At 44.5% G+C, this 19,626-nt stretch carries 20 protein-coding genes and 1 pseudogene; 6 read left to right on the forward strand and 15 right to left on the reverse strand.

Going from position 1 to position 19,626, the window contains the following annotated elements; all coding sequences use genetic code 11:
* The first annotated feature begins 145 nt into the window (after positions 1–145).
* Complete coding sequence (locus tag VIC_RS26875; RefSeq protein WP_006961277.1) at positions 146–283, forward strand: hypothetical protein; 138 nt, start codon at positions 146–148, stop codon at positions 281–283.
* A 45-nt stretch (positions 284–328) separates the two neighbouring features.
* Here the strand turns inward: VIC_RS26875 and VIC_RS16850 are convergent, their stop codons facing one another.
* Together VIC_RS16850 and VIC_RS16855 are read right to left on the reverse strand one after the other, a co-directional pair.
* Positions 329–772 (reverse strand): YtoQ family protein, encoded by a 444-nt coding sequence (locus tag VIC_RS16850; protein ID WP_006961278.1) that lies wholly within the window; start codon positions 770–772, stop codon positions 329–331.
* Positions 773–793: 21 nt separating this feature from the next.
* Positions 794–1,093, reverse strand: coding sequence for a putative quinol monooxygenase (locus VIC_RS16855; RefSeq protein ID WP_006961279.1), 300 nt, complete (start codon positions 1,091–1,093; stop codon positions 794–796).
* Positions 1,094–1,190: 97 nt separating this feature from the next.
* Here VIC_RS16855 and VIC_RS16860 point away from each other — a divergent pair, with 97 nt between their 5' ends.
* Complete coding sequence (locus VIC_RS16860; RefSeq protein WP_006961280.1) at positions 1,191–1,595, forward strand: VOC family protein; 405 nt, start codon at positions 1,191–1,193, stop codon at positions 1,593–1,595.
* Here the strand turns inward: VIC_RS16860 and VIC_RS16865 are convergent.
* Positions 1,588–3,351, reverse strand: a complete 1,764-nt coding sequence (locus tag VIC_RS16865) for a sigma-54-dependent Fis family transcriptional regulator (RefSeq protein WP_006961281.1) — start codon at positions 3,349–3,351, stop codon at positions 1,588–1,590. The two genes, VIC_RS16860 and VIC_RS16865, sit on opposite strands and share 8 nt — an antisense overlap.
* A gap of 256 nt (positions 3,352–3,607) precedes the next feature.
* On the opposite strand from VIC_RS16865, the gene exaC reads away from it, so the two are divergent.
* Positions 3,608–5,128: an acetaldehyde dehydrogenase ExaC gene (exaC, locus tag VIC_RS16870; RefSeq protein WP_006961282.1), complete on the forward strand. Its 1,521-nt coding sequence runs from the start codon at positions 3,608–3,610 to the stop codon at positions 5,126–5,128.
* A gap of 33 nt (positions 5,129–5,161) precedes the next feature.
* Here the strand turns inward: exaC and VIC_RS16875 are convergent, their stop codons facing one another.
* From VIC_RS16875 to VIC_RS16890, 4 genes are all read right to left on the reverse strand, one after another.
* A complete protein-coding gene (locus VIC_RS16875; RefSeq protein ID WP_006961283.1) occupies positions 5,162–5,353 on the reverse strand; it encodes a hypothetical protein in 192 nt (63 codons plus the stop codon).
* A gap of 147 nt (positions 5,354–5,500) precedes the next feature.
* Positions 5,501–6,652, reverse strand: a complete 1,152-nt coding sequence (locus tag VIC_RS16880; RefSeq protein WP_006961284.1) for an HD-GYP domain-containing protein — start codon at positions 6,650–6,652, stop codon at positions 5,501–5,503.
* Positions 6,653–6,827: 175 nt separating this feature from the next.
* Positions 6,828–7,595 (reverse strand): sulfite exporter TauE/SafE family protein, encoded by a 768-nt coding sequence (locus VIC_RS16885; protein ID WP_006961285.1) that lies wholly within the window; start codon positions 7,593–7,595, stop codon positions 6,828–6,830.
* A gap of 121 nt (positions 7,596–7,716) precedes the next feature.
* Positions 7,717–8,550, reverse strand: coding sequence for a DUF6279 family lipoprotein (locus VIC_RS16890; protein ID WP_236612184.1), 834 nt, complete (start codon positions 8,548–8,550; stop codon positions 7,717–7,719).
* A gap of 345 nt (positions 8,551–8,895) precedes the next feature.
* On the opposite strand from VIC_RS16890, the gene VIC_RS16895 reads away from it, so the two are divergent.
* Positions 8,896–9,270: a cystatin family protein gene (locus VIC_RS16895; RefSeq protein WP_039952140.1), complete on the forward strand. Its 375-nt coding sequence runs from the start codon at positions 8,896–8,898 to the stop codon at positions 9,268–9,270.
* A gap of 83 nt (positions 9,271–9,353) precedes the next feature.
* Here the strand turns inward: VIC_RS16895 and lhgO are convergent, their stop codons facing one another.
* The 7 genes and pseudogenes from lhgO to VIC_RS16930 form a co-directional block, all read right to left on the reverse strand.
* Complete coding sequence (lhgO, locus tag VIC_RS16900; protein WP_039952141.1) at positions 9,354–10,559, reverse strand: L-2-hydroxyglutarate oxidase; 1,206 nt, start codon at positions 10,557–10,559, stop codon at positions 9,354–9,356.
* A 285-nt stretch (positions 10,560–10,844) separates the two neighbouring features.
* Complete coding sequence (rplT, locus tag VIC_RS16905; RefSeq protein ID WP_004401084.1) at positions 10,845–11,198, reverse strand: 50S ribosomal protein L20; 354 nt, start codon at positions 11,196–11,198, stop codon at positions 10,845–10,847.
* Between the two features lie 41 nt (positions 11,199–11,239).
* A pseudogene (gene rpmI, locus VIC_RS16910) lies at positions 11,240–11,435 on the reverse strand (50S ribosomal protein L35).
* 103 nt (positions 11,436–11,538) lie between these two features.
* Entirely contained in the window at positions 11,539–12,090 is a 552-nt protein-coding gene (infC, locus tag VIC_RS16915) for a translation initiation factor IF-3 (RefSeq protein WP_071881323.1), read from the reverse strand.
* A 3-nt stretch (positions 12,091–12,093) separates the two neighbouring features.
* A complete protein-coding gene (gene thrS, locus VIC_RS16920; RefSeq protein ID WP_006961291.1) occupies positions 12,094–14,022 on the reverse strand; it encodes a threonine--tRNA ligase in 1,929 nt (642 codons plus the stop codon).
* 253 nt (positions 14,023–14,275) lie between these two features.
* Complete coding sequence (locus tag VIC_RS16925; RefSeq protein WP_006961292.1) at positions 14,276–15,904, reverse strand: methyl-accepting chemotaxis protein; 1,629 nt, start codon at positions 15,902–15,904, stop codon at positions 14,276–14,278.
* Between the two features lie 381 nt (positions 15,905–16,285).
* Positions 16,286–16,726, reverse strand: coding sequence for an Lrp/AsnC family transcriptional regulator (locus VIC_RS16930; RefSeq protein ID WP_006961293.1), 441 nt, complete (start codon positions 16,724–16,726; stop codon positions 16,286–16,288).
* Between the two features lie 146 nt (positions 16,727–16,872).
* Here VIC_RS16930 and VIC_RS16935 point away from each other — a divergent pair, with 146 nt between their 5' ends.
* Together VIC_RS16935 and VIC_RS16940 are read left to right on the forward strand one after the other, a co-directional pair.
* Positions 16,873–17,457, forward strand: coding sequence for a LysE family translocator (locus VIC_RS16935; protein ID WP_006961294.1), 585 nt, complete (start codon positions 16,873–16,875; stop codon positions 17,455–17,457).
* 96 nt (positions 17,458–17,553) lie between these two features.
* Positions 17,554–18,324: a siderophore-interacting protein gene (locus VIC_RS16940; protein WP_006961295.1), complete on the forward strand. Its 771-nt coding sequence runs from the start codon at positions 17,554–17,556 to the stop codon at positions 18,322–18,324.
* Positions 18,325–18,364: 40 nt separating this feature from the next.
* Here VIC_RS16940 and VIC_RS16945 read toward each other — a convergent pair whose 3' ends face one another.
* Positions 18,365–19,477 carry a DUF481 domain-containing protein gene (locus tag VIC_RS16945; RefSeq protein ID WP_172845118.1) on the reverse strand — a complete coding sequence of 371 codons (1,113 nt, stop codon included), beginning with the start codon at positions 19,475–19,477 and terminating at the stop codon, positions 18,365–18,367.
* Between the last annotated feature and the right edge of the window lie 149 nt (positions 19,478–19,626).

Consider the following 19,626-nt stretch of genomic DNA (forward strand, 5'->3'; position numbering starts at 1 on the left):
ATTAAGACGTTATGGAGGATGTTAGCCTAGCTCGCATCCTCTATTTTTTGAAACCTACAACAAGGAGTCGCGTGAATTATCACAACGGCATTGGTGAATAGCTTAACCTGGATGGTTTATAACAATCTAAATTGAGGTTCTTGAAATGACTATTAATAAGTACTTTGTCTTTGTTCCTTCTATTGAAGAAGCTAAAGCGAAAAAGGAAAGTGAAGTGGTAAAAACTAAGGAAGCTCAACGTCAGGCATTAGTAAAACAGGCGCAGCAACAGGGCGGACTGTAAAGGCTAGGTTTCAGTAAAAAGAGCGCCCGTTTTGGCGCTCTTTTTTTAATTCTGACTCGTAACGTATTTTAGGAGCTCGACGACATGTTCCGGTGACTCCGCCCACGCCATTGCCGCAGCATCGACTTCTTTAAGCGGGTGAATCAAAGACTCATCGTGAAGCGTTATATACGGCTTATCAAGTGCCGCTAACATACCTGCATCAAATGCGGCATTCCACTGGCGATATTTATCACCAAAGCGCACCACGCCAATATCACACTGTTTGATAAGAGTAGACGTTCGAATGGCGTTGACTTTGGACGATTGGTGGTCACGCCAAAAGCCTGACTCATTCTCTCTGAGTACGTCACCCGCCGCATCGCTGGAGTCGTGATCGGTATTCGCAGAATAGAATTCAATATTCAGATCCAGCTTCTGAGCACCTTCCACAATACGTTCGCGCCAATCGGTATGAATTTCACCGCTAAGATAGACTTTCCAAATCATCACATTGTTTCCTTTTGATTGTTATTTTGAATTTGTTGCTACGACATCCGCACGAATGACTGACTGTTCAACTACTATATCAGCTAACTGAACTCGACTTGCCAGATAGTGCTCAGTTTGTTTATGTTCAGCCAAAGCTTCTTGGCTTTGATAAATCTCGTACAGATGGAAGAGCTGCGGGTCGTTGAGATCTCTGATTACGTCAAATTGTACACAACCCAACTCATTCTGACAGGACGCTTTGGCGTTTTCATTCATGATAGTGATGTAGTCTTCTTCCCTACCTTTCTTTACTCGATTGGAGACGATTATGCAGTACATAATTAGTTACCTTCCTTGATAAGGTTCATCATCATTGCAAAACAATTGCTTTATTGTATACAATTTAATTCAAAATAAAATACAAGGAAGTGTAATTATGGACAGACCCGCTCCATTTAATGGTATGAGACATATTGCGTTAGTGGTTCAGAAATTCGAAGAGTGTGAGGCTTTTTACACTGACATCATGGGTATGACAGTGTTGAGACGAGCAAGTGATAATCTGGTTTACCTGACTAACGGCTGCGATAATCTCTCACTTGGTCGCGCCCACTCACAACGGGTATGCTCGCCTATCAGCGTCGATCACTTTGGTTTTATTGTTAGAAGTAAAGATGAGCTCCATCATTGGTATGAGTTCATGCAAGAGAAAGGAGTCACACTGCTCGACGCGCCTCATGATCACAGCGACGGTGCGAGAAGCTTCCATTGCCGCGATCCGGAAGGTCACGTCATCCAGCCTCTTTATCATCCCGAGATTTCACACCAGACCATCATTTAGTTTTGATCAACCCCAATGCTTTGAGCTTTCGATAAACGGTGTTCCGGCTGATTCCCAGCACTCGGGACACCTTGCTGACATTTCCGTTATGCGCATGGTAGGTGTCGACCAATGTGCTATTAAGCGTTGATTTCAAATCTTGTTCTACTACCTCATTTTCTACCAGAGTGTTTTCTAACAATGGCTGGGCAAAGTGAGTAGGTACGTGCTCAATGCTGATTTCTTCTACATCGCTAGCAATCAAGCTGGTGACTTTGAGAAGGTTATCCAACTCTCTCAGATTGCCTGGCCAACGATAATTGAGCATTAACTGCATTAGCGACGCCGAGATTTGTTGAGAGTTTTGTTGGTGTTTTGCGTGAATTTCCCGAATCAACGCGGCTTTGTCTTCGCGCTGATACAATGAAGGTAAAGTAATCACTAAGCCATTCAATCGATAATAGAGATCCTGCCTAAAGCGTCCCTGAGCGACCAGTTGGTTTAAATCCTGATGCGTTGCGGCAATCACCTGAATGTCCACTTGATAGGATTGAGCCGAACCCACAGGCATAACCACTTTGTCTTGCAGGACAGATAGCAAACGGCACTGCGCATCAAGCGGCATTTCCCCGATTTCATCCAGAAATAAGATGCCTTTATCCGCCTGTCTCACCCGCCCTGAATAGCCGTGCTTACTCGCCCCGGTGAACGCTCCAGACGCATGACCAAATAGCTCAGATTCAATCAAATCTTTAGGTAGTGCCCCACAATTTACGGTGACAAGCGGCTGCTTACATCGGGCACTGTGTTTGTGTAGCGCTTTGACGAATTCGCCTTTACCAACTCCCGTTTCTCCGAGAATTAACAGACTAATATCACAACCCAGTACTTTATTTGCCTGTTGCCACGCTTGTTCCACTTGGTGATCACCATAGTGAAGCTCACTTGATACGCTGAGCCATTTTTTCTGGACCTGCTTCTGGCCTAAGGTCCGTTTTTCAAAGACGAACTGCGCGCTCTGCTCTGGCTGCTTGAGAAGGCTCTCGACATGCTCTCCAACAAGTGCTGCCTTAGGGATAAGTTGAGTGGCGACCTGATTGTGTGCCACCACCTGACCATTTTCATCAGCAATCACTACGCCTTGCCAACCACTCTTCAAAACTGACTCATTGTGCGCAAGGTTGATTTGCAAAACCCCTTCAGGGATTTGCGTCAGCAGGTAGTTTTCAATCAGCTGCACCATGTTCTGGACCAACAGCTGCGTAGTCACATCATGTTTGCTTTGCTCACTGGTTATATCGAGAATGCCAACCAGCTCACCACGATGGTTAAATAACGGGCTCGCTGAGCAACTAATGAAGCGATGCTGTTTGATAAAGTGCTGCTCTCCAATAATAGACACTGCTTTCTTTTCGAACAGTGCAGTTCCAATCGCATTCGTCCCTTTTAGCCTTTCCTGCCAGCAACTGCCTGAATCCAGCGCTATCGACATCAACTTTTCTCGAAATCTTTCCTGCCCCCAACTCGCAAGAATGACCCCTTCATCATCCGTCAAAATCAACCGGCTATCTGTTCGAGAAAGAACTTGATTAAACAAAGGCAAAGCGCACTGCTCCACAGCCTCAATCACGCCTTGAGCCTTATAACGTCGCTCTTTGAGCAATGCGTTGGACACATTAATGTCTTCAGGCTTCTTTATCTGTTTGAGGCCCGCATTAGTACTTCTCTGCCATGAGGACATGAGCCAGCTGTCTGGTTGATGGGTTTGTAATTCCATACCTGTTCCACTCTTGAGCATTTGGGGTGTGCCATTTTGGAACAGGTGAACATTTTGTTAACACCCCATTCCATCTCCATGCGTTTAAAACAACACAGTCTAAGCCTTGAACACTCTAGCGCCAGAACAAAGTCACAACAAGTTTTTAACAATTGGTCTGTGATTTGCGTTAGTTAGATGAATGGTAACTGAAGTGTTCACCTGTTGGTGACAGCTTCAAACATAACTTGAACGAGAAAATAATAAGGATATTTCTATGATTTACGCACAACCAGGCAGTCAGGATTCGGTGGTTAACTTCAAAACCCATTACGACAACTACATTGGTGGAGAATGGGTGAAGCCTGTGTCTGGCCAATACTTTGACAACACTTCACCAGTCAATGGGCAAGCTTACTGTAAGGTGGCTCGTTCCGGTGAGGCAGACATCAACCTGGCACTTGATGCGGCGCATAATGTCAGAGCTAGCTGGGCAGCCACGAGCGTAACAGAGCGTTCCAATATTCTCCTCAAGATTGCCGATCGCATTGAGCAGCACCTTGAAGAACTTGCTGTGGCAGAAACATGGGAAAACGGCAAACCAGTGCGTGAAACCCTTGCGGCAGATCTTCCTCTTGTAGTCGACCATTTCCGCTATTTTGCGGGCTGTATCCGCGCTCAAGAAGGCAGCGCAGCCGAGCTTGATGTGAATACCGCGAGCTACCATTTCCCTGAACCTATTGGTGTTGTCGGCCAGATCATTCCGTGGAACTTCCCTATGCTGATGGCAGCATGGAAACTGGCTCCAGCGCTCGCGGCAGGTTGTTGTGTGATTTTGAAACCGGCTGAGCAAACCCCAACTTCTATCTTGCTTTTGATGGAAAAGATCGGTGATTTGATTCCAGCAGGCGTGGTAAACGTCGTCAACGGATTTGGTAGTGAAGCAGGCCAAGCGCTTGCCACCAGTAACCGTATTGCCAAGATCGCTTTCACAGGCTCGACTCAAGTCGGTAACCACATTCTTAAATGTGCAGCCGATAGCCTAATTCCTTCAACTGTGGAACTGGGCGGTAAGTCACCTAACATCTATTTCCCGGACATCTTCGACCATGAAGACGAATACTTGGAGAAGTGTATCGAAGGTACGCTATTGGCCTTCTTCAACCAAGGCGAAGTCTGTACCTGCCCTTCACGTGTATTGGTGCATGAGTCCGTGTACGACAAGTTCATCGCCAAAGTGGCCGAACGTGCAAAGAGCATCCAGCAAGGTAACCCGCTGGATACAGACACTCAGGTAGGTGCACAAGCTTCTCAGGAACAATTTGATAAGATCCTGAGCTACCTAGAGATAGGCCGCCAAGAAGGCGCGAAAGTTGTGTTCGGTGGTGAAGTCGCTCAGCAAAAAGACGATATCGAATCGGGTTACTACATTCAGCCAACACTTCTTGAAGGTAACAATAAGATGCGTGTCTTCCAGGAAGAGATCTTTGGCCCAGTCATCGCCATTACTAAGTTTAAAGACGAAGCCGAAGCACTGGCCATTGCGAACGATACCGAATATGGCTTAGGCGCAGGTGTCTGGACGCGAGATGCCAATCTAGCCTACCGCATGGGTCGCAACATCGAAGCGGGTCGTATTTGGGTGAACTGTTACCATGCCTACCCAGCACACGCTGCCTTCGGTGGTTATAAGAAGTCGGGTATTGGCCGTGAAACGCATAAGATGATGCTGGATCACTACCAGAACACCAAAAACTTACTTATTAGCTACGACGTTAACCCACTCGGTTTCTTCTAAACATAAAGAGCGCCCTAGGGCGCTCTTTTACTGTCAGGCTTCTTCGTGTTTGTCGCTTTCTTTACGCTTGTCATTCCAATACAACATGCCACTGGCGATCAACGCTACCACTGAAACGGTGAACAAAGCTGGCATCTTTAAAATCCAGGCAAAGGTTGCCGCCAGAAAAGCAATAAATGTTACCATTCTGCTGCCTGACATTACACGACCTAGTTTTCTGTCCATAACTCCTCCTACCAAGAGAAAAGAAAGGAAAAAAGTGAGGTAGGTAGAGCGCGCTTTTTCTACACAGTCATTGTGGCATTAACGGACAAAAATTAACCTAAATCCTTATCAAAACATCTAACAATGTGATTCATAATTGCGCTTCGATCACGAAGCTATAGCGTCTACCGCTTCAGCTCGATCAACGTAGGCCGCTCGAATATCAAGAAACAGTTCGAGGTTAGACACTAAAACCCTGACACACTGTGGATCGAATATAACGCCCTCATTTTCTTCGATATATTCCACTACTTGCTCCACAGACCACGCTGGCTTATAGGCTCTCTTACTGAGCAACGCATCAAAAACATCCGCCAGTGTGACAATCCGAGCTTCTAGCGGAATCGACTCACCTTTCAAGCCATCAGGGAGCCCTTTTCCATTAAAGTGTTCATGGTGATGACGGACAATATTCTTGATAAACGCGATTTCTTCACTCGAAACGGAGTTCACACTCGATAACGAGATTACATCGTCGATAATGCCTTCACCATAAACCGTGTGGCGGTTCATTATTTCTCGCTCCTGAGGTGTATATCGTCGATTGCTGTACAGAATCTCATCAGGAATCATATACTTGCCAATATCATGAAAGGGCGCATACAAACGGATACGATGAATAAATGGGTGTGTCACTTCAGCAACGGTTTCTGACAGTAAACGGGCAATCAGCTCACTGTACATTCCCATCCGCGTCAGATGCTCTTGCGTTTCGGGATCACGAGCGTGCCCCATATTCAACGCAACCGCCAAGGTAGACTGAAAATGTTTCTGGTTTTCATACAATTGGACAAACAAGCCTGCAATGAGCTGCGACAGGTAGGCAAAGTCTCGTTGACTGTCGCTAAGGCTGAAAAAACCATCTTCAGAAGCATTGAAAAATATGAAGCCAATCGTTTTTCCCTGATAAGAAATGGGAAAGGTGTAGCTGCTACTATGACCGAGTTTAATCAGCTCCTTGATTCGCTCTGTCTGAAGCATGTCGCGCAAACAGTCGACAATTCGAATATTAGCGGTAAATGCAATACTGGTAAGTGACGAGTTTTCTCTTAGTTCTTGCTCAAGATAATCATATCGACCGATGTCTGCCAGCTTGTCTCTGACATAATAATTAGACACGGTATTGTTACCAATCAAGGCGATGGAAAAACGGGAGAGCGGTGGGTAAGACTTCATTGCCAGAGCATAGATTTCGTTCAGCTTGGTGATGATGTCTTGATTTTGAGCAGCCGTCTGGTTGAACGCTGTGTAATCAAACATGTAATGAGTAACCTTTGTTGTTGTGATAATTTGAAGCAGTTTCTCAGTATAGAAACTAAACGTATCAAATATTTAACAACTTGCTTACCAACACATCAGCAAACTTAGAATTTCATCATAATTTATGTGGTTATTTATGAGACACAACATGACTAACTATGATCTGTCGATTCATTCACGCCCAATAAACATCGTAGAAAAAGTATGTGGTCATCAAAACGCTCGATATCGCCACAAAACCTTTGACGTACTGCTGAGGCACATTACGCGATACCCGTGCAGCGGCGTAACCTCCAGATAGCGTCCCTAGCATCACGACAATCCCTCTAGGCCAGTCAATTGAGCCATCCAGAACAAATACTAAGATGGCCGTTAGAGAAACGCAGGAAGACACCAAAAGCTTAAGGCCATTCATTTGGTTAATGTCTTTGTACCCAGCAAGAACCAAATAACTCAGTACGATGACCCCTAGCCCAGCGTTGAAGAAGCCTCCATATGCGGAGACCAAAACCAAAAACAAGGAAAGTGCGATGGTCGACCAAACGGGGCTTACAGAGCCCTTACGAACCAGTTTTCCAGACCACTCACTGATTTTGTTGCCGAATAAGAACAACACCGTCGCAAACAACAGCAACCAAGGGATCGCTTCTAGAAACAGAGATTCAGACACGCTCAGCAATAGGTAAGCCCCTAAAGCGCCACCGATTAAGCTCAGGATAACTGTAAACAAAATGGTTTGAGGATGTTTACCTATGTCTTGGCGAAACCCGTAAGCACCACTGACGTAACCAGCACAAGCAGCAAAAGTATTAGTTGCGTTGGCGATAACAGGAGGCACGCCAACAAACAGTAAACTAGGAAACGTGATGAAACTACCACCACCTGCAACGCTGTTAAGAATTCCGCCAAGCACTCCGGCTACAAACAATAGAATCCATTCCATCTTTTTGATTCAGTTGAGGATTATTAGCCCAATGTAGCGGCGTTCTCTCCTCAGGTAAACTAAAGGGGCAAATTTTTTGCCCCTTTGGAATACGATGAAATGGCTTACTACGCCAACTAGATCACTGAATATCGAGTGCGATGTTTTTCCAATCACGCAGCTCTTGTCGGTAATACGCGGTCTGCTTGTCCGTGACTGAGTTTATTATTTTAACCAAATACTTATCGGCGACCGCCTTGTTATGGCCGATCTTTTGCTCCAACTCCGTCGAATAAAAACTAGCGGGATTAAACATCAGTTGTTGGAAATGAGGTTGAAAATATCCGACTTGCATACGATTGGTAAGCAAAGCATTCATTTCCACTCGCATTTTGGTTTGATGGTCTATCCAATCATATGAAGTTACATAAAGTTGGGAAGTCCACTCCTGAATCATTCGTTCTTGTTCGGGCGTTACAGAACCTAGCCAGTCATCAAAATTCTCGGTGATTTTTTCTTCATAGTTTTCACGAATTTTGTCTTCAGTGAGCTTCTGATATTTCTTTTTATAACGTGTATGTCGAACACGAATATTATCCATTAGCTCTTCCGCTTGCTCATCAGACAGCTCACTCGCTAAAGCGAACATTTCTGGCGCTATCTGACTTACCAGTCTTTGAGTATGGTTCTGGAATTGCGCTTCTTGCTGCTTTAAGTCATCTTCAGTAAACGATTTAGGATCAAGCGCAATGAGCTGATCCAAATGCTGGATATAATTTGGAATCTCTTCCCGTCGATGCCAATCGCTGAGCACTTCAATTTTTTCACTGACCAGCTCTTCTTGCTCGTCATTTAATTCAACAAAATCTTCCAGATACTCAACCAACAACCAATCCATATTGTTATAAACAAACTTGGTACTACAGCCAGTTAAAGCAAAACAGAGCGCTGTTAATAATCCCCATTTCTTCATCATCCATTCCTCTGCCCAACACTGCTGAGAACATTATAATTATAGCTCTCACACCTGTAGAGAAGTGTGCACTGATTAAATTACCAGCAAATTAAATACCAGAATTTTAAAATGCGCTTTAGCTGGCTGATATTCCATAGAAACCTCTGACAACCATCTATCCTAACTTCACGCATTAGCTCGTATCGCACTTAAAAACGGCAACACCTTTCCTCATGCCCAACTCTGACCTAAATTTAACGTATTGAACGTCTAAATATCTATGATTAATTGAACGGAAGCCACGCACTCTAAGTAATAGATTGACCCAAGCTTCGCTTACATTCTTAACATCAAGGCACAATAATAATGAACAGAACTTTTGCTTCGTCAGTGATCTCCGTGTTGGTACTTGCAGGCTGTGCTACACAATCGCAGCCCGAGCCGGAACAGGAACTCGCTCAAAATCCAATATGCATTGAAAAAGGGTTGCCTGGTGGATGGTCGACCTCAAGCATAACGCCTGAAGTCATGAGGGCGATGGATACCATTCTGGGCCAGATGAACAACGAGTCACCCGTCAAACAAATCAATCAGGTCAGAACCCAAGTGGTCAGCGGGATGAATTACGCCATTGAATTTACCCTCGAAGATGGTGAAGTGTGGCATGCCGTGGTCAATCGGAATCTTCGGGATGATTATATGATTGAGCGAATTGCCAAGCCTGGGCCGCTTTGTCCATAACTTCATTACATAAATCAAAAAAGGCAGAGTCCATTACCGGCTCCGCCCTTTATGATTAATAGATAACCTGAAGCACTACTGCTTTACTCGAACTTCTCTTCTATTTTTTTGCAAATATATTCGCCAATCGGAATGGCTGAAGTAGCTGCAGGGCTAGGTGCGTTGCAGACGTGAAGGCTTCGAACACTTTCAGAAAACAAAAAATCATGAACCAGAGTACCGTCTTCTAGCACAGCCTGAGCACGCACACCTGCTGGATAGGGTTGCAAATCTTCCAATACCACTGCAGGACAATATTTATTGATTAACTTGAGATAGCCCGGCTTCCACCACGAGTTTTTAAACTCTTCTAGCCCAGTATTTAAGTGTTTCGCTGAGACACGCCAAAAACCTTTAAACAACAACATTTGCAACGTATCACGTAGGCTGAAGTTAAACCTCGAATACCCTTCTCTCTTCCAGCCTTGCACCGCATTGGGCCCTACCGTCACACTACCATCTATCATGCGAGTAAGGTGTACCCCAAGAAACGGTAACTCAGGGTCAGGAACGGGGTAAATCAGGTGATTAACGATTTGATTGTGTTTCTCAGGTAATTGGTAGTATTCGCCTCGATAGGGGATGATTTGAAAATCAGTTTTAATCCCCAACATTCGCGTCATTCTGTCTGCCATTAAACCACTGCAAGTGATCAGATGTCGGGTATTAAGCTGCATTGTTTGCCCATCTGCGACACACGTAAGCTGAATCTCCTCTTCAAGCTCTTGCGCGGCTACGACTCTCGTTCTCAACCCAATCAACCCACCAGAGGCCGTGAATTCTTCAACCATGCAATGAGCAACTTTCTTGTAATCGACAATGCTTGTCTGCTTAACGTAGATAGCACCTAAGCCCGTAATGTTGGGCTCTGCCAACTTCAGTTGAGCTTGGTCGAGCAATTCAACATCAATTTCGTTTTGCTGGCAACGTTCAAAAAGCGCTTCCATCCGCTCTAATTCAGCGTCTGTCGTTGCGACAATGAGCTTCCCGCAGTTTTCTACGTCGATACCGTGACGCTGACAGAAGTCGATGGTCGCCTGCACACCACGCTTACAGAAGTCCGCTTTGAGACTTCCGGGTTGATAGTAAACGCCAGCATGAATCACACCACTATTGTGCCCTGTCTGATGCTGCGCAAAATCAGCTTCTTTCTCTAGCAGAAGTATTCGTTTAGCTGGGTATTTTTGTTTTAGTTGCCATGCAGTAGACGCCCCCACTATGCCCCCACCAACAATAATATAATCGTGCACGACGTCCCTTTCTCTTAGCCCATATCAAGACAGCATCTTAATCACAATTGTGCCTAATTGCGCATAGGTGGAGCACAGTCACAGCAATGTCTAATAGTTAAGCCAGATTAATCGTGCGATTTGTGACTTGCTATCCAATATATTGGCAGAAGAAAAGTAATGAATGGATTGAAACATTTGACCAATAACGTAGGGGTTGGTCATCTTGAACGAAATGTGGGAATAGCAGAAACAAAAAAGGAGAGCCGAAGCTCCCCTTTTCTTAATCCTAATAACTAACTCTAATTAAAGAGCAGCTTTCGCTTTTTCAACTAGAACTGCGAATGCAGCTTTGTCGAATACCGCGATGTCAGCAAGGATCTTACGGTCGATCTCGATAGATGCTTTCTTAAGACCGTTGATGAAACGGCTGTAAGATAGACCATTCTGACGAGATGCCGCGTTGATACGTGCAATCCATAGTTGACGGAATTGACGTTTCTTGTTGCGACGGTCACGGTAAGCGTATTGACCAGCTTTAGTAACTGCTTGGAAAGCTACGCGGTAAACACGTGAACGTGCACCGTAGTAACCTTTAGCTTGTTTTAGAACTTTCTTATGACGTGCACGAGCTTGTACACCACGTTTTACGCGAGGCATTATGCTTCTCCTAAACTAAACGATAAATAAACTAAAAAGAATTAAGCGTATGGCATCATACGAACAACTGCAGCCACTTCACACTTAGGAAAGGATTGCGTTTGGACGTAGTTGACGCTTGTTCTTAGTAGTACGCTTAGTCAGGATGTGACGTTTAGTAGCGTGCTTGAACTTAATACCACCAGCAGTTTTCTTGAAACGCTTAGCAGCACCTTTGTTGGTTTTCATCTTAGGCATGATGAATAACTCCGCATTGTAGTAGTTTAATAAACATGTAATCAGGGCGAATAAAACCCCGCCGTTTAAAAACGGCAGGGTTTAATTACTTGTAAGCCGTTAATTACTTCTTTTTAGGGGCAAGAACCATGATCATCTGACGACCTTCGATCTTCTTAGGGAAAGATTCCACTACTGCTAAATCAACAGTGTCTTCCTTAAGACGATTTAGAACGTCAACACCGATCTCTTGGTGTGCCATTTCTCGGCCACGGAAGCGAATTGTTACCTTCACTTTGTTGCCTTCTTCAAGGAAACGCGTCAGGTTGCGTAGTTTTACCTGATAGTCTCCAATATCAGTTCCAGGACGGAATTTTACTTCCTTAATCTGAACCTGTTTTTGCTTCTTCTTCTGCTCTTTAGCAGATTTGCTCTTCTCAAAGAGGAATTTACCGTAGTCCATTACTCGACATACTGGTGGCTCAGCGTTTGGACTGATTTCTACTAGATCCATACCCGCTTCTTCAGCTGCTGCTACTGCTTCTTGAATAGAAACAACGCCAACTGACTCGCCATCAGCGCCAGTCAAACGAACTTCACGAACGCCACGAATTTCACCGTTTAAACGATGAGCATTTTGTTTGGCCGGTACTTGGCCGCGTCTTCCGCCTTTAATAGTTTATTCCTCCAGATTGAGCTTACGGCTTGAAATCTCGTCTTGGATGTATGAAATAAAGTCATCCACTTTAAACTTGCCGAGATCCTTACCTTTACGAGTACGTACTGCAATCTCTCCAGCTTCCATCTCTTGGTCGCCACAAACCAGCATATACGGTACACGCTTCAAAGTGTGTTCGCGGATTTTAAAGCCAATCTTCTCATTTCTCAAGTCTGCTTTAGCTCTAATTCCACATTTTTGTAGTTTTTGGGCCACTTCCTGAGCATAATCCGATTGCTTATCAGTAATATTCATAATTACTGCTTGCTCCGGAGATAGCCAAGTCGGGAAGAAACCGAAGTATTCTTCAATCAGAATACCAATGAATCGTTCTAGTGAACCTAGGATAGCACGGTGAATCATTACAGGAACTTGACGTTCGTTGTTTTCATCCACATAAGTCGCACCTAGACGGCCTGGTAGGTTGAAGTCTAGCTGAACCGTACCACACTGCCATGCACGGTCTAAACAGTCATGCAGCGTAAATTCAATTTTAGGGCCGTAGAATGCACCTTCGCCTTCCTGAAGCTCATATTCAATATTCATTGCTTCAAGAGACTGCTTAAGCGCTTCTTCAGATTGGTCCCAGATCTCATCTGAGCCCACACGCTTCTCAGGGCGAGTCGATAGCTTAACGACGATGTTATCGAAACCAAATGTTTGATACGTATCGTAAACCATCTTGATACAACTAGTCACTTCCTCTTGGATTTGACTCTCAGTACAGAAGATGTGTGCATCATCCTGAGTGAAGCCACGTACACGCATAATACCGTGTAGCGCACCAGAAGGTTCGTTACGGTGACAAGAACCAAATTCCGCCATACGTAGCGGTAGATCACGGTATGATTTAAGACCTTGGTTAAAGATCTGAACGTGACCTGGGCAGTTCATTGGCTTGATCGCGTATTCACGGTTCTCAGAAGAAGTCGTGAACATCGCATCTGCGTATTTGTCCCAGTGACCAGAACGTTCCCAAAGCACTCGGTCCATCATCAATGGGCCTTTTACTTCTTGGTAACCATATTCATCTAGCTTAGCGCGGATGAAGACTTCCAGATCACGGAAGATAGACCAACCATTGTGGTGCCAGAACACCATACCCGGTGCTTCTTGCTGCATGTGGAATAGGTCTAACTGCTTACCAATCTTACGGTGGTCACGCTTCGCCGCTTCTTCTAAACGAGTTAGGTGCGCTTTCAGCGCTTTTTTGTCGTGGAATGCAGTACCGTAGATACGCTGAAGCATCTTGTTATCGCTGTTACCACGCCAGTAAGCACCAGCTACGTTAAGTAGTGTGAAGTGCTGACAGAAACCCATATGTGGTACGTGAGGACCACGACACATATCGATATATTCTTCATGATGGTACAAGCCTGGACGATCGTCACGCGATACGTTTTCGTCAAGGATTTCAATCTTGTACGTTTCACCGCGAGCTTCAAATGCATCGCGAGCTTCCTGCCAGCTAACCTTTTTCTTGATTACTTGGTATTTGGTCTTAGCCAGCTCTTTCATGCGCTTTTCGATCTTATCCAGATCTTCTTGCGTTAGAGAGTGCTCTAGATCGATATCGTAGTAGAAACCATTGTCGATAGTTGGACCAATCGCCATTTTCGCTTCAGGGAAAAGCTGCTTGATCGCGTGACCAAGTAGGTGAGCACAAGAGTGGCGAACGATTTCTAGACCATCTACTTCGTCTTTAACTGTGATGATTTCTAGGCTTGCATCTTGTTCGATAAGATCACATGCATCAACACGGTTACCATCTACACGACCAGCGATGGTTGCTTTCGCAAGACCAGGACCGATAGATTGAGCGACTTCAAGAGTAGAAACTGGGTTGTCAAATTGACGCTGACTGCCGTCAGGAAGAGTAATAATAGGCATTTAACTGTCCTTTACAGTGGTGTTGCACACCAAGCAACACATGCAATTTAAAATCATGTCATTAACTGAGAAAACAAAAGGTTAAAGACGAGAGTTTTGTCCTTTTCTGCACAAATACGAATGCACAATTCAGGAGCGAACGAGCATTGTAACCAAATCAAATAAAATAACAATCCATGTCACAGAAATGTCTTAAATAAGAAGAAGGGCTGATGATCGCTCAACAGCCCTTTGGAATGAAAACAATGACAACTTAAAGCTTGAAGAACGAAAGCTGCGCTTTTTGTTTTTCTGCCAATTGTGACAGCTCCGAGCTAGCACTCGCGCTTTGGCTAATGCCCGTTACGTTTTGGTTAACCAACTCAGACATGTTGACCACGTTTCGGTTGATATCCTGAGTGACCTGAGACTGCTGTTCGGCTGCCGTGGCCACCTGAGTATTGGTGTCATTAATATTAACCACTGACTCGGTAATACCGACCAACGCTTCGTTAGCTTGTTTCGCCAGTTGATTGTTTTTATCTAACATTTCCAAGCTCACCTGCATGCTGTCGTTTGCTAAGCCGGATTGCTTCTGCAACTCTTCAATGATCGCTTGAATTTCGCCAGTCGATTCTTGAGTGCGAGCTGCCAACATTCGGACTTCATCCGCGACTACAGCAAATCCTCGGCCTGACTCCCCTGCTCGCGCCGCTTCAATAGCTGCGTTCAGCGCTAGCAAGTTTGTCTGTTCAGAGACGCCACGGATCACTTCAATCACATCACTGATTTGCTCTGATTGCTCTTTAAGAGTCAGTACAACCTGAGCCGCATTATTCAGTGCATGACTCATCTGTGCGCTGGCTTCACTACTCTCTTTGAAGATTTGTAGCCCAGATTTTGCCAGTTGATCAGCTTCACGTGCCGTGGAGTCAGCGAGCTGAGCATTGTCACTGACATTATCTGCTGTGCTAGCCAGTTCGTTGACAGCAGAAGCCACTTGCTCAATCTCCGCCAGCTCTTGCTGAGCATTACCTTCAGCTTGCGTCATCACTGCCGCTAGTTCAGTAGATGCCGATGCTACTTCTTCACTAATACGCATCAACTCGTCTACAGTCATGTGCAGTTGCTCAGCCGTGGAATTAACATCTTTGCTTAGCTGAGCGACTTCGTTTTCACCTTCAGAATCCGCACGAGCGCTCAAGTTACCTTGAGCAATTTCGCGCATCACCGATTGTAACTTTTGGATAGGCGTTACGATCATTCCTGACAGCAGCCAAGCGACAAAAAGAGAAGCCGCCAAAACAGCCAATACCGTATACATCGCAGTGTTCTGAACTTTCTCGTTATTACGAGTGCTCTGTTCCATTGCTTTACCAGCAAATTCATTCACTTTTTGAGATAATGTATTGATTGCACCGACCATTTCATTACCAGCGTTACGGTACTGAGCAATGAAGTTGTTGTATTCCTGCTCACTGACCGCACCGTTATCACGACGAGTAAACAATTCAACCGAGCGATTGGAAAAACTGACGTAATTCTCAATGGCACGGCGTACCACATTCACATCATCACGAAATGTTTTTCTTGATGCCATCATGTCGAGGTCTTTTTGAATCTGAGCCATTCCAGCTCTCAATTCGTTCAGGAAGACTTCGCGACGAGAAGCATCATAAATCGCATACACGGCACTGATTCTCAGCGGGTATACCTGATCATCGATATTTGCCAGCGTATCTTTATAAAAGATTAGAGAATCTGTGTTAGAGGCAGTCGTTGCTTGCTCTTCTTGCAAGTTGTTCTTTGTAATCCAAAGGGCAACGAGCAGAGTAATCGTTGTTAGTAAGACAGGTAATAAAACCTGACGGCGAATAGACAAGTTCTTTAATGATTGTTGCATTGAATTAATCTCAATCAATTAGTTAGCGTCTTCCTTGATTCGGGAATATTCCCATATAAAATCAGGCGGCAATTCTAGAGATAAAATGTGACCAAGTCCACACTATTATTTGTTTAATTTCATATAGTTACAGACATATAAATCAATGATATTTAATTAACAAAACAAATATATCTAGTTAAAGAAAACGCCGAGATTAATTAATGTTTATTTAAATTATCTGCAATAAAAAAAGCCAAGCTAATGCCTGGCTTCGATTCAGATGAAGACGTCTGATTCGTGACAATAAAAATAGCCAACTCATAGCATTAGCTCTTCATGGGGTGACTTTTACAGCTTAATGAAATTGGTGAGTGGTATTATTCGGAAAAACTGATGTTATTAGCGTTCATCTTTAGGTGTATCCATCACCACCATAGTGGTAATAGAGTTCACCTGTCGGCACTCACCAAGCACATCGGCGTGAAACTTCTTGTAGCTAGGAAGATCCTTAGTCTCAACTCTAAGCAGGTACTCGTTTGAGCCAGTAATGTTGTGGCACTCTACGACTTCGTCAACAAATCTGACATGCTCTTCAAACTCTAACTGAGCTTGTTTTCTGTGACTCGCCAAACCAATGGAAACATAGGCAGCAAATCCAACACCCAGTTGGCTGCTATCCAATACAGCACGATAGCCTTTAATAACGCCTTGTTTTTCTAATTCCTGCACTCTTCGCAATGTTGCTGAAGGTGATAAACCAATCCGTTCAGCGAGCTCAACATTGGAGATCCTTCCGTCCAATTTCAGCTCGTGCAATATTCTTTCGTCAAACTTATCCATGTCGCCTCTATATTGTGCAATTTCAGGTTAGCCTTCGAATAAAAACACAAAATTGCGCCCTAATCCACCTAATATAGAACTCGACCGGTCAGACAATTCATTCAACGCAATAATCTTGCTTCTCCAAGCAAGAACAGGAGTCCATCATGGAATTAGAACAACTTGGCGCTCTGGTGCTTTTTGCCTTTGTCTCGACTTTCACTCCGGGGCCTAACAACATTATGCTGATGACCTCAGGAGCAAATGTAGGTTACAGACGAACTCTACCTCATATGTCAGGAGTAGCCTTTGGGTTTGCTTTTATGGTGATGTTGGTCGGTATTGGTCTGACGGGCATTTTTGAAGCTTATCCAGTGACTCACCAAATTCTCAAATATGTTAGCCTAACTTACCTTGGCTATCTGGCTATTAAAATTGCCCTTAGTGGTAAAGCGAAAGACGTCGAAGACTTCAAGCCAATGACCTTTTTGGGTGCAGCCAGTTTCCAGTGGGTAAATCCCAAAGGCTGGTCAATGGCGCTAAGCTCAGTCACTTTGTACAGTAACGGCGGCGGTTGGTTTGAGCTCTCGATCATCGCTTGTACCTTCTTATTGGTAAATTTTCCATCGGGAAGCTTCTGGATCATTGCTGGTCGTGAGCTCCAGCGCTGGTTAACAAGCAATATTAGAGTGAGAAGTTTTAATGTGCTTATGGCGGCATTGTTGGTCGGTTCAACCTTGCCGATGCTGTGATCAGGCGCTTCAATGTAAATAATGTTAAAGATGCTGTCTCGCTGACGAAAGTGCTGTTAATCTAAATGCGAAAGAGAATAGTTATCGAGTAGAAGTATGAAGAAGCCATCAGCAAAATCACTTACCGTCCAGTCAACACAAGCAATCACTCCGAACATGCAACGTATTTCGCTGCATGGCTCAGAGTTAGCTGAATTTCCAGCCGATTGCACTGGCGGCTACATCAAGCTCCTGTTTAATCGAGAAGGTGGTACAGATTTAAGTCAACTAGGTGAAGAAGAACGCCCCGTGATGCGAACTTACACAATTCGCCATTTTGACCCAGTAGCCTGTACAGTTGAAGTCGATTTTGTTCGCCACATCACTCAGGATTTACAGTGTGGTTTCGCTGCACGTTGGGCAATGCAAGCTCAGGTTAATGACAACATCGCTATTGCAGGGCCAGGTTCCATTTCGGCCTTAAATCTGGAAGCAGATTGGTTCTTTATGGTCGCCGACATGACGGCTCTGCCAGCTTTAAGTGTTAAAGTTCGAAGCCTACCTGAACAGGCAAAAGGTTACGCTGTTATTCAGGTTGAATCAGAAGCAGATGTTCAGCCAATTGAGGCTCCAGAAAACGTCAAGGTTATCTGGCTCACTGCGTCACAATCTCTTGAAGAGCAGGTACGAAGCCTGCCTTGGTTAGAGGGCAACGCTTCCGTTTGGTGTGCATGTGAATTTGATTCAATGCGCAAACTAAGGAAGTACTTCCGTAATGAAAAGGAAGTGGCTCGCGAGAATATCTACATCAGCAGTTACTGGAAACAAGGTGTGTCAGAAGATGGCCATAAGGTAGTCAAGCGACAAGACGCCGACGAAAATCAATAATCAAAAAAGCGAAGCTCGATAGCTTCGCTTTTTCGTTTTATTAGATTTCGTAACTCAGACCGAAATTGATTTTGTAGTCGTCTTTTTCTGGTACGACGCCATCCGAATCAGCCTTGGTTTGCGAGACGTGATCCCAAGTGGCTTTGATACTGAATTCCAGATCGCCGACTAAGTCGATATCAAATCCAAGATCATTTTTATGGCGCATACCACCCGCGTCATCACTTGCCCAATCTAGGTTATAGGTGTAGCTAAAGTCGATGTCCTTGGTCAACTCGTATTCGAAGTTTGATTCTAAGGTCAAAATCGTACTGCTGGCACTTGAGTCCTCGCCCTCTTCTACTGTTGAAAACTCACTGTACTGCATACCCGGACCAATCGATACATCCCACTCTGTATCAGAGTTGGCGATAAAGAAGTAACCCACCTGCATCGAAGCGTTTACCTGATAATCCAAGTTCTGAAATTCGTCACTCAACGCTGAGAACTTGATCGGTCTGAAAAACAGTCGATTGTTGATATAAATATCGTAAGAGCCGTCAAACTGACTCTTCTGAGCCGTTTTCTCTTTGTTGGATTCAGACACTTCATGGCGTGCATTAAGCTTGGTTCTAGACTCCACCGTATTTCGCTCAGCCTCGACTTCACCCAACATCGAAAACTCATCAGTGTTCCCTTTGCTGATATCTAGACCAAAGAATAAATCCGCAGTCCAATAATCTGAATCTTTCTCAGAGCCTCGGTAAATAGAAACCACCTGAGTAACCGGGAATGATTGTTCCTGATCGCCTTTTTTCAGATAGAGCTTGTTATCTCGGATTGATAAATAGCCGTCATGAATCTCTCCGCTAGCCGTGCGGATGGTGAAATAACTTGCTGTCTCAAGGACAGAGACATCTTCAAGTTCAATTTCCTGATCGCCAAGGTCATCGCTGTCGAATTCGATTTCCTGATCGTATGAGTTAGATTCCTTTTTAACAGTTCCAGTCAATTCACCTTTTAGCACTTCACCGGATTTCAATTTCACCCAATCGTCACTTTCATCGATGTAAACAGTTTGGCTATTAAGCTCTTCTGTCACTTCTTCGGCCGCAAAGGCATTTGGCTGGGCAACAACAGTGGCAATACAAAAAGCCGTTACTTTAAGTTTCATCTGTACCTTTTCTGTCTGGTAGGAACCAATCGCATTGCGCATAAGATAATGAGGCAATAAACACTCAATGTCAGAAGCGAGACAGGCGATTGTCAATGTTAATTGGCATGATAATTAAACAAGATGATGTAAAAAAGCGAAGTAGTGCA

Origin of the sequence: Vibrio coralliilyticus ATCC BAA-450 (assembly GCF_000176135.1) — a bacterium.
In the GTDB taxonomy this organism is placed as follows: domain Bacteria; phylum Pseudomonadota; class Gammaproteobacteria; order Enterobacterales; family Vibrionaceae; genus Vibrio; species Vibrio coralliilyticus.

Coding starts and splice junctions, on each gene's coding strand:
- VIC_RS26875 (WP_006961277.1), top strand. CDS start 146: ATGACTATTAATAAGTACTTTGTCTTTGTTCCTTCTATTGAAGAAGCT.
- VIC_RS16850 (WP_006961278.1), bottom strand. CDS start 772: ATGATTTGGAAAGTCTATCTTAGCGGTGAAATTCATACCGATTGGCGC.
- VIC_RS16855 (WP_006961279.1), bottom strand. CDS start 1,093: ATGTACTGCATAATCGTCTCCAATCGAGTAAAGAAAGGTAGGGAAGAA.
- VIC_RS16860 (WP_006961280.1), top strand. CDS start 1,191: ATGGACAGACCCGCTCCATTTAATGGTATGAGACATATTGCGTTAGTG.
- VIC_RS16865 (WP_006961281.1), bottom strand. CDS start 3,351: ATGGAATTACAAACCCATCAACCAGACAGCTGGCTCATGTCCTCATGG.
- exaC (WP_006961282.1), top strand. CDS start 3,608: ATGATTTACGCACAACCAGGCAGTCAGGATTCGGTGGTTAACTTCAAA.
- VIC_RS16875 (WP_006961283.1), bottom strand. CDS start 5,353: ATGGACAGAAAACTAGGTCGTGTAATGTCAGGCAGCAGAATGGTAACA.
- VIC_RS16880 (WP_006961284.1), bottom strand. CDS start 6,652: ATGTTTGATTACACAGCGTTCAACCAGACGGCTGCTCAAAATCAAGAC.
- VIC_RS16885 (WP_006961285.1), bottom strand. CDS start 7,595: ATGGAATGGATTCTATTGTTTGTAGCCGGAGTGCTTGGCGGAATTCTT.
- VIC_RS16890 (WP_236612184.1), bottom strand. CDS start 8,550: ATGATGAAGAAATGGGGATTATTAACAGCGCTCTGTTTTGCTTTAACT.
- VIC_RS16895 (WP_039952140.1), top strand. CDS start 8,896: ATGAACAGAACTTTTGCTTCGTCAGTGATCTCCGTGTTGGTACTTGCA.
- rplT (WP_004401084.1), bottom strand. CDS start 11,198: ATGCCTCGCGTAAAACGTGGTGTACAAGCTCGTGCACGTCATAAGAAA.
- thrS (WP_006961291.1), bottom strand. CDS start 14,022: ATGCCTATTATTACTCTTCCTGACGGCAGTCAGCGTCAATTTGACAAC.
- VIC_RS16925 (WP_006961292.1), bottom strand. CDS start 15,904: ATGCAACAATCATTAAAGAACTTGTCTATTCGCCGTCAGGTTTTATTA.
- VIC_RS16930 (WP_006961293.1), bottom strand. CDS start 16,726: ATGGATAAGTTTGACGAAAGAATATTGCACGAGCTGAAATTGGACGGA.
- VIC_RS16935 (WP_006961294.1), top strand. CDS start 16,873: ATGGAATTAGAACAACTTGGCGCTCTGGTGCTTTTTGCCTTTGTCTCG.
- VIC_RS16940 (WP_006961295.1), top strand. CDS start 17,554: ATGAAGAAGCCATCAGCAAAATCACTTACCGTCCAGTCAACACAAGCA.
- VIC_RS16945 (WP_172845118.1), bottom strand. CDS start 19,477: ATGAAACTTAAAGTAACGGCTTTTTGTATTGCCACTGTTGTTGCCCAG.